Origin of the sequence: Bacillus sp. 166amftsu (assembly GCF_900107445.1) — a bacterium.
Lineage (GTDB): Bacteria > Bacillota > Bacilli > Bacillales > Bacillaceae_G > Bacillus_A > Bacillus_A arachidis.
Map to the genome: position 1 here is coordinate 149901 of NZ_FNQA01000006.1, position 14451 is coordinate 164351.

The 14451-nt window shown below is 33.5% G+C and carries 13 protein-coding genes and 2 pseudogenes; 10 read left to right on the plus strand and 5 right to left on the minus strand.

Translation table 11 applies throughout. The features are described from left to right. Window positions 1-225 precede the first annotated feature (225 nt). From BLV40_RS16680 to BLV40_RS16690, 3 genes are all read left to right on the plus strand, one after another. The gene (locus BLV40_RS16680) at window positions 226-546 is read left to right on the plus strand and encodes a metalloregulator ArsR/SmtB family transcription factor (protein ID WP_090691943.1); all 321 of its coding nucleotides are present in this window, start codon (window positions 226-228) and stop codon (window positions 544-546) included. 74 nt (window positions 547-620) lie between these two features. Then, window positions 621-1547 carry a DMT family transporter gene (locus BLV40_RS16685; RefSeq protein WP_090691946.1) on the plus strand — a complete coding sequence of 309 codons (927 nt, stop codon included), beginning with the start codon at window positions 621-623 and terminating at the stop codon, window positions 1545-1547. Between the two features lie 202 nt (window positions 1548-1749). After that, entirely contained in the window at window positions 1750-2139 is a 390-nt protein-coding gene (locus BLV40_RS16690; RefSeq protein WP_090691949.1) for a hypothetical protein, read from the plus strand. Between the two features lie 10 nt (window positions 2140-2149). Here the strand turns inward: BLV40_RS16690 and BLV40_RS16695 are convergent. The 3 genes and pseudogenes from BLV40_RS16695 to BLV40_RS16710 form a co-directional block, all read right to left on the minus strand. Then, window positions 2150-2269, minus strand: a pseudogene (locus BLV40_RS16695) (integrase); the annotation flags it as partial. A gap of 973 nt (window positions 2270-3242) precedes the next feature. Further along, window positions 3243-3749: a DNA topology modulation protein gene (locus BLV40_RS16705; protein WP_026591535.1), complete on the minus strand. Its 507-nt coding sequence runs from the start codon at window positions 3747-3749 to the stop codon at window positions 3243-3245. Between the two features lie 89 nt (window positions 3750-3838). Then, window positions 3839-4327 carry a hypothetical protein gene (locus tag BLV40_RS16710; protein WP_244525419.1) on the minus strand — a complete coding sequence of 163 codons (489 nt, stop codon included), beginning with the start codon at window positions 4325-4327 and terminating at the stop codon, window positions 3839-3841. 349 nt (window positions 4328-4676) lie between these two features. Between BLV40_RS16710 and BLV40_RS16715 the strand changes: the two genes are divergently transcribed. Next, window positions 4677-5135, plus strand: coding sequence for a VOC family protein (locus tag BLV40_RS16715; RefSeq protein ID WP_090691957.1), 459 nt, complete (start codon window positions 4677-4679; stop codon window positions 5133-5135). 123 nt (window positions 5136-5258) lie between these two features. On the opposite strand, the gene BLV40_RS16720 is transcribed toward BLV40_RS16715, so the two are convergent. Beyond that, window positions 5259-5639: a BA_1872 family lipoprotein gene (locus BLV40_RS16720; RefSeq protein WP_090691961.1), complete on the minus strand. Its 381-nt coding sequence runs from the start codon at window positions 5637-5639 to the stop codon at window positions 5259-5261. Window positions 5640-5834: 195 nt separating this feature from the next. Here BLV40_RS16720 and BLV40_RS16725 point away from each other — a divergent pair, with 195 nt between their 5' ends. The 4 genes from BLV40_RS16725 to BLV40_RS16740 all read left to right on the plus strand — a co-directional run bounded on the left by BLV40_RS16725 (window position 5835) and on the right by BLV40_RS16740 (window position 10256). After that, window positions 5835-7058, plus strand: a complete 1224-nt coding sequence (locus BLV40_RS16725; protein WP_090692117.1) for a PucR family transcriptional regulator — start codon at window positions 5835-5837, stop codon at window positions 7056-7058. 133 nt (window positions 7059-7191) lie between these two features. Then, window positions 7192-8325 (plus strand): alanine dehydrogenase, encoded by a 1134-nt coding sequence (gene ald / locus BLV40_RS16730; RefSeq protein ID WP_090691963.1) that lies wholly within the window; start codon window positions 7192-7194, stop codon window positions 8323-8325. Between the two features lie 857 nt (window positions 8326-9182). After that, window positions 9183-9848: a YkyA family protein gene (locus BLV40_RS16735; protein ID WP_026591529.1), complete on the plus strand. Its 666-nt coding sequence runs from the start codon at window positions 9183-9185 to the stop codon at window positions 9846-9848. An 81-nt stretch (window positions 9849-9929) separates the two neighbouring features. Next, window positions 9930-10256 carry a hypothetical protein gene (locus BLV40_RS16740; protein WP_090691966.1) on the plus strand — a complete coding sequence of 109 codons (327 nt, stop codon included), beginning with the start codon at window positions 9930-9932 and terminating at the stop codon, window positions 10254-10256. A gap of 115 nt (window positions 10257-10371) precedes the next feature. Here the strand turns inward: BLV40_RS16740 and BLV40_RS28105 are convergent, their stop codons facing one another. Further along, the gene (locus tag BLV40_RS28105; RefSeq protein ID WP_139265558.1) at window positions 10372-10743 is read right to left on the minus strand and encodes a Tn3 family transposase; all 372 of its coding nucleotides are present in this window, start codon (window positions 10741-10743) and stop codon (window positions 10372-10374) included. Between the two features lie 233 nt (window positions 10744-10976). Here BLV40_RS28105 and BLV40_RS16750 point away from each other — a divergent pair, with 233 nt between their 5' ends. Both BLV40_RS16750 and BLV40_RS16755 read left to right on the plus strand, forming a co-directional pair. Continuing rightward, window positions 10977-13364 carry an immune inhibitor A domain-containing protein gene (locus BLV40_RS16750; RefSeq protein WP_090691969.1) on the plus strand — a complete coding sequence of 796 codons (2388 nt, stop codon included), beginning with the start codon at window positions 10977-10979 and terminating at the stop codon, window positions 13362-13364. A gap of 830 nt (window positions 13365-14194) precedes the next feature. Next, window positions 14195-14422, plus strand: a pseudogene (locus tag BLV40_RS16755) (phenolic acid decarboxylase); the annotation flags it as partial. Between the last annotated feature and the right edge of the window lie 29 nt (window positions 14423-14451).

Sequence of the window (14451 nt, forward strand, 5' to 3'; positions counted from 1 at the left end):
TGACAAGTAATTACTTTATTGAAGAATGCAAAAAAGTGCTGGATCTTCTGGTAGAAGCTAAAGAAATTTTCAAATTTTAATTATGATATTTACTAACTATTGTTGTGAAAGATGATATACTTATGAAATAAACATAGTCATGATACTATCAGTAGGAATCTTACTACCATTTACCCTATGCTGATGGAATCTAATTTGAATATAATAATTAAAAGGATGTGGATTATGGAAAATTACGAATGCAAAAACAGAGAAAATATATTGGAACAATTTAGGTTAACGACTCCAATTTTTCAAGCATTAGGTGATGTGAACAGGCAACAAATTATCATGATTTTACTTAAAAATGACAGCTTAAATGTAAACCAAATAACTGAACAAATGAGCATCTCGAGACCTGCTGTATCCCATCATTTAAAAATTTTAAAACAGGCAGAACTAGTTAGGCCAAACAAAAACGGGAAAGAAATTTATTATTCTTTGACAACTAGTAATTTTTTGGAATATATGAAAGGATTAGTATCTGCAATTGAAGCAGGATATTAATTTTTAACTAATGCGTTTATAAGTTTGAACTTATGAACGTGTTTTTGTGCATTCAACTAATAGGGGGTACAAAGATGCAAAATCAAAACAATTCAAACAAAATATACTTTTTAATGTTATTAGTTCCTTTGTTTTGGGGTGGTTCATTCTCAACAGCAGAACATGTAGTAACAGAAATTCCGCCTCTTGTAGCAGCTACTCTTCGATTTGGTATAGCTGGAGTTATCCTTATGATTTATTCAACGATAAAATCTGAATGGCATATTGGTTCTTTAAAGAAAAGATGGAAAGGGTTATTACTCGTTTCATTGACTGGAATCTTCGGATATAATGCACTTTTCTTCTTAGGAGTACAGTATACATCTGCCATTAATGGTTCTTTAATTATTGCAACAATGCCAATCTTTGTGACACTAGGTGCCATTATCTTTTTAAATGAAAAATGGAACAGCAAGGTTGGAATAAGTTTAGTTTTATCTCTAGTTGGTGTTATTATCGTTACTACAAAAGGGTCACTTGATATGTTACTTTCATTAGCATTTAATGTAGGTGATTTATTATTTCTAGCAGCCTTAGCGTGCGGTGTAATATACGGCTTAGTTGGTAAATCTGTAATGAAAGACGTATCGCCGTTATTCGCTACAACAATCATGACTGTAATGGGATCTGTCTTCCTAGCGATTACATCATTATTTGAAGGTGGTTGGGACCTTGTACCAAGCATGTCAGCCCAAGGTTGGTTAGAAATGTTTTATATGGTTGTATGCGGTACTCTTGTTGGTTATATTATATTCAATAAAGGTGTAGAACAAATAGGGGCAAGTAAAGCAAGTATCTATCTAAACCTTACTCCGATTGTAACGACTTTAATTTCTGTATTATTTTATGGTTCAATTATGACTTGGAAACAAGTAATGGGAATGATTTTGGTATTAATCGGTGTATATATCGCAACAGCAAAAACGACTAATCAAAGTAAGAAAGTCGCTCTAAATGATTAAAATTATAATATAATTGAAAAAGGTTTACTGAGTTGGAAAGCCAACTTGCAAATAGAATTGACGCTTTTAGAAATATAGAAGGTGATTTAGAAACTATAACTCTAATATTAAAATTTTTATTCATTAGGATATATATTTTTTATAATAGTTATTTTTATAAGTTTTAATGGTAGAAATTTCATTGTGAATAAGAGGAGTAATTATGTTGAAAATCATTAAAAATACAATTTTATTTGTTTTATGTCTAGTAGTTCTTAGTGGTTGTTTTACAAGAGAGGGAACTATTGTTGGTGGTAAAGTTCATGGTTCTTCAGATAGTGTATCTGGTAAGTATAAAAAATTCTCTGGTTCAGCAGCTCAAGATATGAAAGTGAAAAAAGGTGAAAATTGGGTATTTTCTTTTGATGAAACAACAAAGAAAGGAACTATAACTGCTTATGTGGTGGATTCAAATGATAATACAATATTAGAATTTAATAATGGCAAATATCAAAAAAATATTAAAGTATCTAAAGATGATACATATAAGGTTAAAATTAAAACGGAAGAACATGGTGGAGAATTTCGAATATTATGGAAAAAAGAAAAGTAGTTTTTTGGAATCAAATAAGAAATGTATCAAGTACATTATCTTTCTCTTTTCTGTTAATTCTAATGTATTTGAGTATAATTAGTGGTGTGCTGTGATTGAGTATTTCTTGTAACATAGCCACATCTTTTGTTTATGGAACTAATAGGGGGTTCGTCCCATGCCCATCAACTTAAAAATATTAACTACCCCCAAGAGTAAAAAACGCTATCCTCACTAAAAGAATAGCGTTTTTTCATTATTTAAATATGATTTCATGTGTAGCTTTGGAATAAAGTTTGATCAGTTTCTATCTGTGTTATTCCAGAATCGCGCCCGATTGTAGAATATTGAAAAACACGATAACTGTAAGATAACTCCACAGTCATTTTGCTAAAGCCTCTTTTAATTTAATAAGGAAATTTTAAGAACCAACTTCCTAGTCCCAATCCATATAAAAACTCACCTTTAGCTTTTCTTGCCCACAATCTGGACAATCTAGAACATCACTTTGATTAATATCGACTAAAGGCTTTGACGGCATTTGAGTATTACATCGAGGACAAGTATGAGTGTTCGTGTAAGATTGGGTTCCTGACTTCATATGTAAATGTACTTTATTTAATAGGTAACAACACTTCTGACAAACATATAGACCGTCGTAGCATTCAAAAGACGTTTCCTTGTTATTAATAAACTCTCTGATGTATTGCCGACCTTCTTCTTCCTCATACCATTCTAAAATCGAACTCAAGTGTATATAACTAAATCCAATTCCTAAAAAAACATTTTGATTGTAAGAGCAATGTCCGCAGTTCAAATTACAAGCTATTCCCATAAATCCCAAATACCCCTCTTGTCCAGTTTAGATAGAAAACAATACAGAGAAATTTTAACACAAATATCCAGATTTTAAAGGTGTTATTCCATAAAATGGCCCGATTGTTGAATAGCATGACTAGAGTTTTTTGAACGACTTTATTGTAAATTAAATGTAGTGTAGTGCTTTAAAAAAGAAGATGTATTCTTTCATGAAAACAAATCCTAATTTTCTACAAGGGATAGTTGGGATTTGTTGGTTTTTAATAGACTTAGGGAAATGAAAAAATACACCCTTCAGTTTATAATTATTGCACTTGTTCTAAAAATTGTTGAACTTCTTTTGGTGATTTTAAGATAATAACTTTTTTATCCCTAGATAATTGATCAAGTCTTTTTAAAATTACAGGTCTTTTGGTCGTTGGATATTCCCATATCCATTTGAAAAATTCTAAGTCAAATCTTTCTTCGCATCCTTCGCCCATATCTGGTCTTGTTCTATTTCGATATTGTACTATTCTTTTGAAAGCACGATAAACACATATTGTTTTATGTATATCAAGAAAGATTATTGTATCAGCTGCGTTCAGTCTTATTTCCATTGTCCCACCATAATTTCCATCAATAATCCATTCTTCTTCTTTAATTAAATCATTTTGCACTTTTCTTTGTTCATTCTTTGGAACACCTACCCAATTAGGTTTCCAAAATAATGCATCAAGATGATAAACATTTATTTTTAATTTTTCACCTAAGCGTCTTGCTAATGTAGATTTCCCTGAACCGCCCGAACCAATAAGTATAATTTTTTTCATAAACCGCTCCTTATTGTCTCATTAAAAAAATGTTTTAGACTATTTCTTTAAGCACTACAGAAACAACTTTATTGTCATTTAACATGGAACTATCGCCACCATTCTTTAACGGTAATTTTATGTGATTTTTCATTTTTATCTATAATTTCTACAAGACAATCATATTTTTCTAGCTCAGCACCAGAAATACCAATGTGTGAGTTTTCAAGATTAAAAATGATGCTTGCTGTTGCAGAAAAAACATTGTCTAAGGGAATATTTGCATTTTTTAAAAGACGTTCGAAGTCTTTTCCTAAATCATCTAAAGACTCCTTTATTACTGGAATTTCAAAAGCTTTAGGTTTAATATTTCTTCCTAAAATATCTATAACTATGCTATCTATATTTTTCTCTTTAGCAATATTATATAAATGTTTAAAAACAAACCCGTTGTCTCTACAATTCATTAAACTTAAATAGCTATGAACAGTATTATGTCCTATACTCTTTAATAATTTTAACCTAGCCATTTTAGCACCTCCTGTACTATTTTCTTCAAAATATATTATAAGCAACATTCTAAAATTATCCTGCTTCATTCGTTTAATAAAAAAGGTGAAATCCCTTCTCCACTTAGATAAGTTATTTCATCGCATCATTTTTAAAAACGTCGCAACTTTCTTCAAAACTTCGCGTCTTTTTTAGAAACATCGTGACTTTATTATAAAACTATATCATCTGAATTTAATGGAGATTTCTCCTACAAAAGTAGTAGGATTTTTATTTGAATTTGCTACCTCAGTTGGATTTATCATATTTCAACTTCGATATAATAGTAAATAGGTATATTGGATATGGAGATACATTACAATGATTATACATACTTCAGATTTAGAATTACAGTAACTACTCAACCCGTAGTTACCAATAAAGAAAGGAATAAGCAGAATGATACAGAACATATACGAAACTCATTTACATGTAAGAGATTTAGAAAAGGCGATAGATTTCTATCAAAATAAGTTAGGGTTAGCATTAGCAAGAAAACTATCCAAAAGAAAAGTGGCTTTCTTTTGGGTAGGAGAGAGTAAAAAGCAAATGATTGGACTATGGGAAGTACATAATATTGAAGATTTTGAGATGAAACACTTTGCTTTTGGTGTAGATTTAGAATTTCTAAAGACTTCTAAATTGTGGTTAGAGAATCGTGGAATAGAAGTGGTGGGAAGCCAAGGAAAAGGAAATCAAGAGCCAATTGTCCAAAGATGGATGCCAGCTGCAAGTGTATACTTTCTGGATTGTGATGGAAATAAATTAGAGTTTATTTCTATGTTACATGATAATCCAGATGAATTGGAATATGCATCCTATTTAAGTGAATGGGATGCGGAACACCAAGAAAAATAAATGAGATTGCATCTATAAAACGGAAAAAACGTTGATTTTATCACTCTAAGAGATAGTACCGATCTCAAAAACGTTGGTATTTAAATTGAAACGGCAAGCGGTTACACTCCGCTTGCCGATTTTTCATAGCTTCGTATGTATTTGAATTCCTTTTGCTTTTTCTTCTTTACCCTTCACACGTACAATTAAATCATATGATCCGGATTTTGGTGCTTCAAAAGAAAGTAAACCTTCTTTTTTGGAAGTGACTTCTTCTTCATAAATGACCTTGTCGTCTTTTGTGACTTGCAATAAAATCGTACCTTCTTCAACAGCCGCCTCAAAAGGAATTTCCACATTCCCTTTTTCAATTTTAATTGTTTGCACATCATGATACCCTTGCAGGGACCCAATTTTTAAAGTCGTTTCGCCGTTTTCTTGCACCTTTGTGACGTTTGTTGCTGTATTGCATGCGCTTAATAATACAACAAGAGTTAGAATGAGAAATGAACGTAGCAATTTCATAGAGATTCTCCTTTCTTTTTTATCATTATAAAATTTTTTCTTATAAAAAATAAAGCTTTAGCTTTTGTGAAAATCTATTTATTTCATAGAATAGAAGGTATTATGGTATTATTTTGTTAATTTACACAAAATATATTTTCATCTAGAGTAAATACGAAAATATATTTTAAATAGGAAGGATGAATTTTGCCATTTATGAAAAACGATCTTTTTAGAGTAAGCTTCGATAGTTTAGAAGAGTTTGCTGATGTAATCAGTGAGATTCTGCAATGCCCAATTACGATTGAAGATGTGAATCACCGCCTTCTCGCATATAGTACCCATGATGAAAGAACAGACTCCGCCAGAATTGCGACTATTATGGGGCGCCGCGTACCTGAAAAAATAATCAATAACTTGTGGAAAGAGGGCATTATCCCCGCTCTTCTAAAAAATCCTGAACCTATTCGTGTAAAAAAGATAGATGATATTGGTCTCGGTGACAGGGTTGCGATTTCTATTTGGAACAAAGAGGACGTCTTAGGATTCATTTGGGCTTTGGAAATCGAGAAAACTTTCAGTGAGCAAGATTACGCATTGCTGAGAAAAGCTGCGGAATCCGTGAAAAGCAAGTTATTACAGCTTCAAATCCACAAAAACAAAAAAAATGAACGATCGCAAGAGTTTTTGTGGAAGTTGCTTACCAATCATATGCAGGTAAACGAAGAAATCATTGAAAATTTTCACCTGCTTCATATTTCTCCCGCTTCCTTATTTACTGTTGCCGTATTCCATTTTGACCAAGAAATTACAAGTGAAAAAGAAAAACAAATTTCTTATTTGTTAAAAACAAGTCAACATTTGAAAGTTTTACTTTCTACAATTGATCGTAACCAGTTGATTCTTCTTACCTCATTGGATAATGTAAATCGACCTTTCCATGAAATCAGCGCTTTCATCGAAAAATTTATATACAAAATGGAAAAGAGATTTGGTATAAAATCTATCAAGCCGGCATTCAGCAGTATTTATAGTGATTACCAAAAGATTAGTAAAGCTTACAAAGAAACACTAAAGGTTTTAGCTATAAAGGAAAAGTTCCCTTCTGACACAACTGATATCCACAGTTATCAAGACATGGGGATTTATCAATTAATCGATATTCTACTGGAACAAAGGAAGCATGAAGAGTATGAAAACCAGGCGTTGCAAAAGCTATATGAGTATGACCATAAGCATAATAGCGATCTTGTTGAAACATTGGAAACCTTTCTGAATAAAGATAGCAATGTTGGCGAAGTGGCCCAAGCTTTGAACATTCATGCAAATACACTGAGTTATAGACTGAAACGTATTTGTGAAATCAGTGAAATTGATTTAAAAGATCCAAATCAAAAAATGATTTTGTATTTGGATCTCAAGTTACAAAAATTTATGTAACAGCATCCTTTTGTGGAATTCCACAAAAGGATGCTGTATTTTTCTTTGTTCTCAACGATGAAAAAACACATGTAATCCCCTATACTCGAATTACAACAAAATAACGCAAAGATTAGTTAAGGGAGGCAATCTAATGATTATCGGAGTTCCAAAGGAAATAAAAAATAATGAAAATCGTGTCGCACTTACGCCTGCAGGAGTTATTCCATTTGTGACAGCTGGCCATAAGGTATTGGTTGAAACAAATGCAGGTGTTGGTAGTGGATTTAGAAATGCAGACTATGTACATGCTGGTGCCGAAATTATTGAAAGTGCTGCTGAAGTATGGAACCGATCAGAAATGATTATGAAGGTAAAAGAACCTCTTGCCAGCGAGTATATGCACTTCCGCCCGGGCCTAATTTTGTTTACATACTTACATTTGGCTGCTGAACCCGCTTTAGCTCAAGCTCTTAAAGATAAAAGCGTAACCGCAATTGCCTACGAAACAGTAGAAGTGAACCATACACTTCCTCTCCTTACACCAATGAGTGAGGTAGCTGGACGTATGGCTGTGCAAATCGGGGCCCAATTCCTACAGAAGTCGAATGGTGGCCAAGGCATTCGACTTGCAGGGGTTCCTGGTGTAAGCCGAGGTAAAATTGCCATTATCGGCGGTGGTGTTGTAGGAACAAATGCTGCGAAAATGGCGATTGGTCTTGGTGCCGATGTTACGATTATTGACTTAAACGCTGATCGCTTACGCCAACTGGATGATATTTTCGGTACTCAAATCAAAACATTGATGTCCAATCCGTTCAATATCGCGGAAACGGTAAAACAAGCAGATCTTTTGATTAGTGCAGTATTAATTCCTGGCGCCAAAGCCCCTAAGCTTGTTACGGAAGAAATGGTAAAAACAATGAAGCCTGGATCTGTAATCGTGGATGTAGCGATTGACCAAGGAGGCGCTGTGGAAACGTGTGACCATGTAACTACTCATGATAATCCGACATTTGAAAAGTATGGAGTTCTGCACTACTCCGTTGCAAACATGCCAGGTGCTGTTCCGAGAACATCTACTATTGCTTTAACGAATGTAACAACTCCATATGCATTGCAAATTGCCAACAAGGGCGTGCAAAAAGCTATTTTTGAAAACGATGCGTTAAAACTTGGCGTAAACATGCTCAACGGTGAAATCACATGTGAAGTAATTGCAAAAGAACTTGGATACACTAGTGTGTCTTTAGAAGAGGCTCTCGAAAAGGGGATTATATGTAATTAAGTTTCCTTTCAATAGATTCCTTCATAATGGACTGTTATCGTAGGACATGGGTAGCAGTTTTAATAGACAACGTTTAGTACAATCATTTATTACCTAAAGAACATATAAAGAAACAACAATCATGGTTGCTGCCTATGCGGAAGGTTACGAACATGAGATAGTTAAATGTACGAAGGTTCTAATATAAGTAGAATTAAATAAAGCACTGGTATTGTGGAATACAGCCCCTGCTTGTTTCTCCTCCAATCACTTGATTCAAGCAGTTACTGGGGGAGAAATTACACTATCGTATCTTCTTAAGTAGATAAGGTAGTGTAATTATTATCAAATTCTTGTATGTATAGAAAATTTCAATCCATTTGATAGTCAATACAAACAAATGTGGAATCGTTACCATATCTATTATAGAAGATTGAGGATTATACCAAAAAGAAAACGTCTTTTCTTCTGGATACCTTGAAAGTATGATTTGTATATTTTACAAGTGTATATCTATACTTTCATGTAGTTTCCATACTGCTAAGAGATAATTTAGTCTTTAGAAATACACGATTTTCATGCATCAATCAAACATTGTAGGAACAGTAACAACGCCTCTATGGTGAATTGCCTCAATATTCATGAAAATATTGTACAAATCCCCACCGAAGTATATACAAAAGGAAGACGTATTATTAATTTAATACAAGAGGTATGGTAAACAATAATCAATGTAGCCGATAAAGGAATTGAATTTGATATTTTGAAGAAAATGGTTGAGGTACATTGAAGTACGATATGTATCGTCGGTAGAGAAAGGATTGGTACATTTTTTATAAGATAAATGAACGTATATAACACCATAGGAGGAAATGACATTGATTTATAGAAAAGTGGCATTTATAGCAATCTTATTAATTGCGTTGCTAGTAGGATGTTTGGGTGCAAAACCAGAAGAAGAATTATATGTTGCTTTTGAAAATGCAGCAAATCAAGAAAAAACATTATTTGATAATGTGAAAATATTTGAGCAGTTAGAAACAAAAGCGCAAGAATTGTACAATCAAATTATACAAGAAGGAAAAGAACAAAACAAAGCAGTGATACAACAAATAGAACAGGCTGTTATAAATGTAAATGAACGTGAAAAATTGTTGAAAACTGAACAAGATGTACTAGAAAAAGCGCAAAAAGAAGTAAAATCAGTTCATAGTTATATAAATAAAATCGAGGATAAAAAATTACAAAAACAAGCAAAAAAGGTAGCAGAAGTTTATACAAATCGTTATGAAGCTTTTCGGAAAATGAATGAAAGTTACAAAAAATCACTAATACTCGAAAAAGAACTTTATGAAAAGTTAAAAGACAAAGAAACAAAACTAAAAGAGATTAGTGAGAAAGTTAAAGCTATCAATATATTGAATGAAGAAACACTAAAAGAAAAAGAAAAGTTCAATCAATATACTAAAGAGTATAATGAAGGAAAATTAGCATTCTACAAAGCAGCAAAAATTAAAATAAAAGAGAAAAAGCAAGAAAAATAAATATCAATTAAGTATCTTGCCACCTCATTCCTAAAGACAAATCAAAGCTCTAAATAGCTTTTTACTTGAAGGAGGTTTTTTATGAGCTATGATACGGTTGCATCTTTAAAACGCATGCAACGACCACAGCAAGGTGAAGTAGCAACAGGACAAAAAAATGTTTTAAAACGAGTAAATTCAAGCTTGGAGATTATAATGTTTATTCCAGGATTATTCTTAGCTTTCTCGACTTTCACATTAACTTTCTGGATATATTTCTTTTATTTTTTAATAAAGGAATATACTGCTAAAACATATCTAGTAAAAAACATGGATACTGGTGAAAAATTTCGAGTTGATAAACAAGAATTTAAACAATACAAAAAAGCGTTCAGATCGAAAGAGGTCGCAAAGGAATTGATTAGTTAGTAGCTTTAATAAGTAAAATTAATAATAGCAGGGTTTTAAATGTAAGAATATTAGGAAAATAACTCTTTTATTGTAGTTATTTCTTGACTTAATTTATGACAATACATTTTGCACATCATATCAAAAAGGAGTCTCTTATGAAATATTTCTCAATAAGTTTAGTAATTTTATTTCTAATTGTGATATATAGTTGTATTATTTTTGGTTCACGTGCAAATAGCTGAAAAAAAGGGTTCTGATGTTCAACATGGCTGGAATCGTTGTAAGCATTGTCTTGTCTTCTAAAAAGTATAAATTTATTTAATCCTCGTTGAATTTGCCGGCGCATAGGTTTATTTGAAAGATAATCTAAGATAAAGATAGTTTTTTCGATTCTTCCTATCTCTCTTAAAGCTTTTGCTACTATATTTTGACGTGTATAAGAACTTAATTTCCCAACAATATTTACAAGTGTTCTGTAAACTAATCTTGTTACATTTATCTCCAAAAGTTAACGGAACTTTAATTCTGTTAACTAAAATAATGAGTGACCCCCAAAAGTAGTGATCGCTGCTGCACCCCCAATATATTTCAAAAACATCTATTGATCAGAATATATGCCAATCTAAAACAAAGGATATTTTCAAAAATATTACAAATAAAGACAATATCTTGCAAATAGATATAATTTTCTTTATTATCAAAATATTACTATATATTTAAGGTTGGGGAGGAATAAGGATGAAGAAAAAGCCTTTTAAAGTGCTGTCTACGCTTGCGGCGGTAGCTGTGCTTAGTTGCACATTTGGGTTTGGTAGTCAATCTGTTTATGCGGCAACGCCGTCTAATGTAGAATCTTTAAGTCCAATTGATGAAAATTTAATTCCGGAGGATCGTCTAGCAGACGCGTTGAAGCAGCGTGGTGTAATTAGTAAATCTGCGTCGAAAGAAGACACATTAAAAGCTGTTGAAAAATATGTAGAGAAGAAAAAAGGCAAGAATGCTGGAAAAGAACCAGCAGCGGGGGACAGTGTCTCGAGAGAAGCTTCTGACTTTTTGAAAAAAGTGAAAGATGCAAAAGCAGATATGAAAGAAAAAGCTGATCAACCTATTGGTAGTCCGGTAGCTGGGCAAGAGCAGGTTAAAGGTGGATTAAACGGAAAAGTACCAACTTCTTCAGCGAAGCAAAAACAATATAATGGTGATGTTCGCAAAGATAAAGTACTTGTATTGCTAGTAGAATATGCTGATTTTAAGCATAACAATATTGATCAAGTACCAGGTTATATGTATTCAAACGATTTTACGCCAGAACATTATCAAAACATGTTGTTTGGTGATAAGCCGTTTACGTTATTTGATGGTTCGAAAATCTCGACATTTAAGCAATATTATGAAGAGCAATCAGGCGGTAGCTATACAGTTGATGGAACAGTAACAAAGTGGTTAACAGTTCCAGGTAAAGCAGCGGATTATGGTGCAGATGCTGGCGATGGCGGTCATGATAATAAAGGACCAAAAGGACCTCGTGATCTTGTAAAAGAGTCATTAGATGCAGCTGTAGCAAGCGGTATGGATTTATCTGAATTTGACCAGTATGATCAATATGACTTTGATGGAGACGGAAATAAAAATGAACCAGATGGACTGGTTGATCACTTAATGGTCATTCATGCTGGAGTTGGTCAAGATGGAGGCGGCGGTAGATTAGGTGATGACGCAATTTGGTCACACCGCTGGAATCTTGGAAAGCCATATCCAATTGAAGGAACAAAAGCAAAAGTGGATAACTGGGGCGGTAAAATGGCAGCATACGATTACACAATTGAGCCAGAAGACGGAGCAGTTGGTGTATTCGCACATGAGTTTGGTCATGATTTAGGTCTTCCAGATGAGTATGATACGCAATACTCTGGATCAGGTGAGCCGATTAACTCTTGGTCTGTTATGAGCGGCGGCAGCTGGGCAGGTAAAATTGCAGGTTCAACGCCACCAAGTTTCTCGCCGCAAAACAAAGAGTTCTTTCAAAAGAACATTGGCGGAAACTGGGCGAATATTGTAGAGACTGACTATGATAAATTAAATCGCGGTATCGGTTTTGCGACATACTTAGATCAAAGTGTAACGAAATCAGCTCGTCCTGGTCTGATTCGTGTTAACTTACCAGATAAAGATGTAAAAGGTATTGAGCCTGCATTTGGTAAGAAATATTACTTTAGTACAAAAGGCGATGATCTTCATACGACACTAGAAACGCCAGTGTTTGATTTAACAAATGCAACAAATGCGAAGTTTGATTACAAATCATTGTATGAAATTGAAACTGGTTGGGACTTCCTTGAAGTACATGCAGTGACAGAAGATGGTACGAAAACGTTAGTGGATCGAATTGGTGAAAAGAATGTTAAAAATGGTCTAGACACAACAGAAGGAAAATGGATAGATAAATCATATGACTTAAGCAAATTTAAAGGTCAAAAAGTAAAATTAGTATTCGAATACATTACAGATGGTGCTACGGCACCAAGTGGTTTTACTCTTGATAATGCAACATTAACTGTCGATGGAAAAGTTGTGTTCTCTGATGATGCAGAAGGTGAATCACAATTTAAATTAAACGGTTTCGTTGTATCAGACGGCTTTTATAAGAAGAAACATAACTACTATTTAGAGTGGAGAAACTATGCTGGTGCTGATGAAGCGTTAAAATATAGCAGCGGTGTAGCGTACAATACGGGTCTTGTTGTATGGTATGCAGACTCTAGCTTTACAGATAACTGGGTTGGTATTCATCCGGGCGAAGGTTTCTTAGGAGTTGTTGACTCTCACCCAGAGGCAATTGTTGGAACGTTAAACGGTAAACCAACTGTTAAAAATAGTACACGATATCAAATTGCAGATGCTGCGTTCTCCTTTAACCAAACACCAGCGTGGAAAGTTGTATCTCCATCACGCGGAACATTTGAGTATAACGGATTACCAGGTGTAACGAAGTTTGATGATTCGAAATCTTATATGAACAACTTAATCCCAGATGCAGGGCGTAAAGTACCGAAACTTGGATTAAAATTCGAAGTCGTTGGACAAGCAGATGATAATTCTGCGGGTGCAGTTCGTTTATATCGTTAATAATGGAGAAGCTGTTGAAGGGGATTCCTTTCAACAGCTTTTTTCATAGAAACATATATTTCAAGTTATTAATAAAATAATAGCAACTACTCAGCCATACATTTCATTTAGAAGTTTGGTAAAGGGTATTATTCCAATTAAATTACACTTACACCGTATTGTTGAGGATGTAGTTTAGCATTTATAGATGGAAACTGTACCATAAATAAAGGCATTTTTTTGAGGAGCCACTTACAAACGTAAAGCAAAAGAGAAGGTTATATGAATTGTCCTCCTCTCATGCTTAGATTAACCAGCTGCTTCAATTGGAATCGGTGATACAGGTATATCAAATTCAATATCTGGAGGACGCCGATTAAAATCTAGTCTATATTTTTCAAATCGGTTTACATGAAATGTTAAATAAGGGATATCACCACATTGCTATCAAGTTAAGAAATTATTTGTTCCCCAAAACGAAAAAAATGAGCAGGGATATTATAAATAACTGTGGAAAGATAAAAATTTCGTTTTGGGGTAATTTCAAAATAATAGCTTGATAGGCATGGGGTATCGCCTCATACCCATCAACTTAAGAATTTTATAACATCTCCAAGAGAAAATGTACATTTTTTCGTTTTGGGGTATTCGCTTTTCTTAGCTTGATGGCGATGGGGTGTCAATCACGAAAAAGTTATATCCCAAGCTCCTTATGAGGGTATGACTAATGATATCCGTTCAGGAAAAATAACTTTTTAATCGGAACGCTTTATTTTTATTTATCCATGGAAGTCAATCTACTAAAAATAAATCAAAAGGCTATCTTTGCAAGAATAGTCTTTTGGTTTATGGAACATGTTGAGGTATCTGGATTATAAAAAAAGCAAGATTGTGAAGATATGTACTGAATGGAAGAGTCTCGCATAAAATATGAAACCTATCCAAAGCATGTTGTTCCTGAGTTTGCTGATATCACATATTTCAAAAATGAGAGAGTCAATAATGAAAAAGTCATATTCCAGGCACCTTATGAGGGTATGACTAATGATATTCGTTTATTGAACAGATTGATTGTTTAAAGAATGCAAGAAGTGAAGGAATACACTTA

What these genes read in the sequence shown, in the direction of transcription:
- BLV40_RS16725 (WP_090692117.1), top strand. Translation starts at nt 5,835, where the DNA reads ATGAAAAACGATCTTTTTAGAGTAAGCTTCGATAGTTTAGAAGAGTTT.
- BLV40_RS16710 (WP_244525419.1), bottom strand. Translation starts at nt 4,327, where the DNA reads ATGAAGCAGGATAATTTTAGAATGTTGCTTATAATATATTTTGAAGAA.
- BLV40_RS16715 (WP_090691957.1), top strand. Translation starts at nt 4,677, where the DNA reads ATGATACAGAACATATACGAAACTCATTTACATGTAAGAGATTTAGAA.
- BLV40_RS16680 (WP_090691943.1), top strand. Translation starts at nt 226, where the DNA reads ATGGAAAATTACGAATGCAAAAACAGAGAAAATATATTGGAACAATTT.
- BLV40_RS16685 (WP_090691946.1), top strand. Translation starts at nt 621, where the DNA reads ATGCAAAATCAAAACAATTCAAACAAAATATACTTTTTAATGTTATTA.
- BLV40_RS16720 (WP_090691961.1), bottom strand. Translation starts at nt 5,639, where the DNA reads ATGAAATTGCTACGTTCATTTCTCATTCTAACTCTTGTTGTATTATTA.
- BLV40_RS16750 (WP_090691969.1), top strand. Translation starts at nt 10,977, where the DNA reads ATGAAGAAAAAGCCTTTTAAAGTGCTGTCTACGCTTGCGGCGGTAGCT.
- BLV40_RS16705 (WP_026591535.1), bottom strand. Translation starts at nt 3,749, where the DNA reads ATGAAAAAAATTATACTTATTGGTTCGGGCGGTTCAGGGAAATCTACA.
- BLV40_RS16740 (WP_090691966.1), top strand. Translation starts at nt 9,930, where the DNA reads ATGAGCTATGATACGGTTGCATCTTTAAAACGCATGCAACGACCACAG.
- ald (WP_090691963.1), top strand. Translation starts at nt 7,192, where the DNA reads ATGATTATCGGAGTTCCAAAGGAAATAAAAAATAATGAAAATCGTGTC.
- BLV40_RS16690 (WP_090691949.1), top strand. Translation starts at nt 1,750, where the DNA reads ATGTTGAAAATCATTAAAAATACAATTTTATTTGTTTTATGTCTAGTA.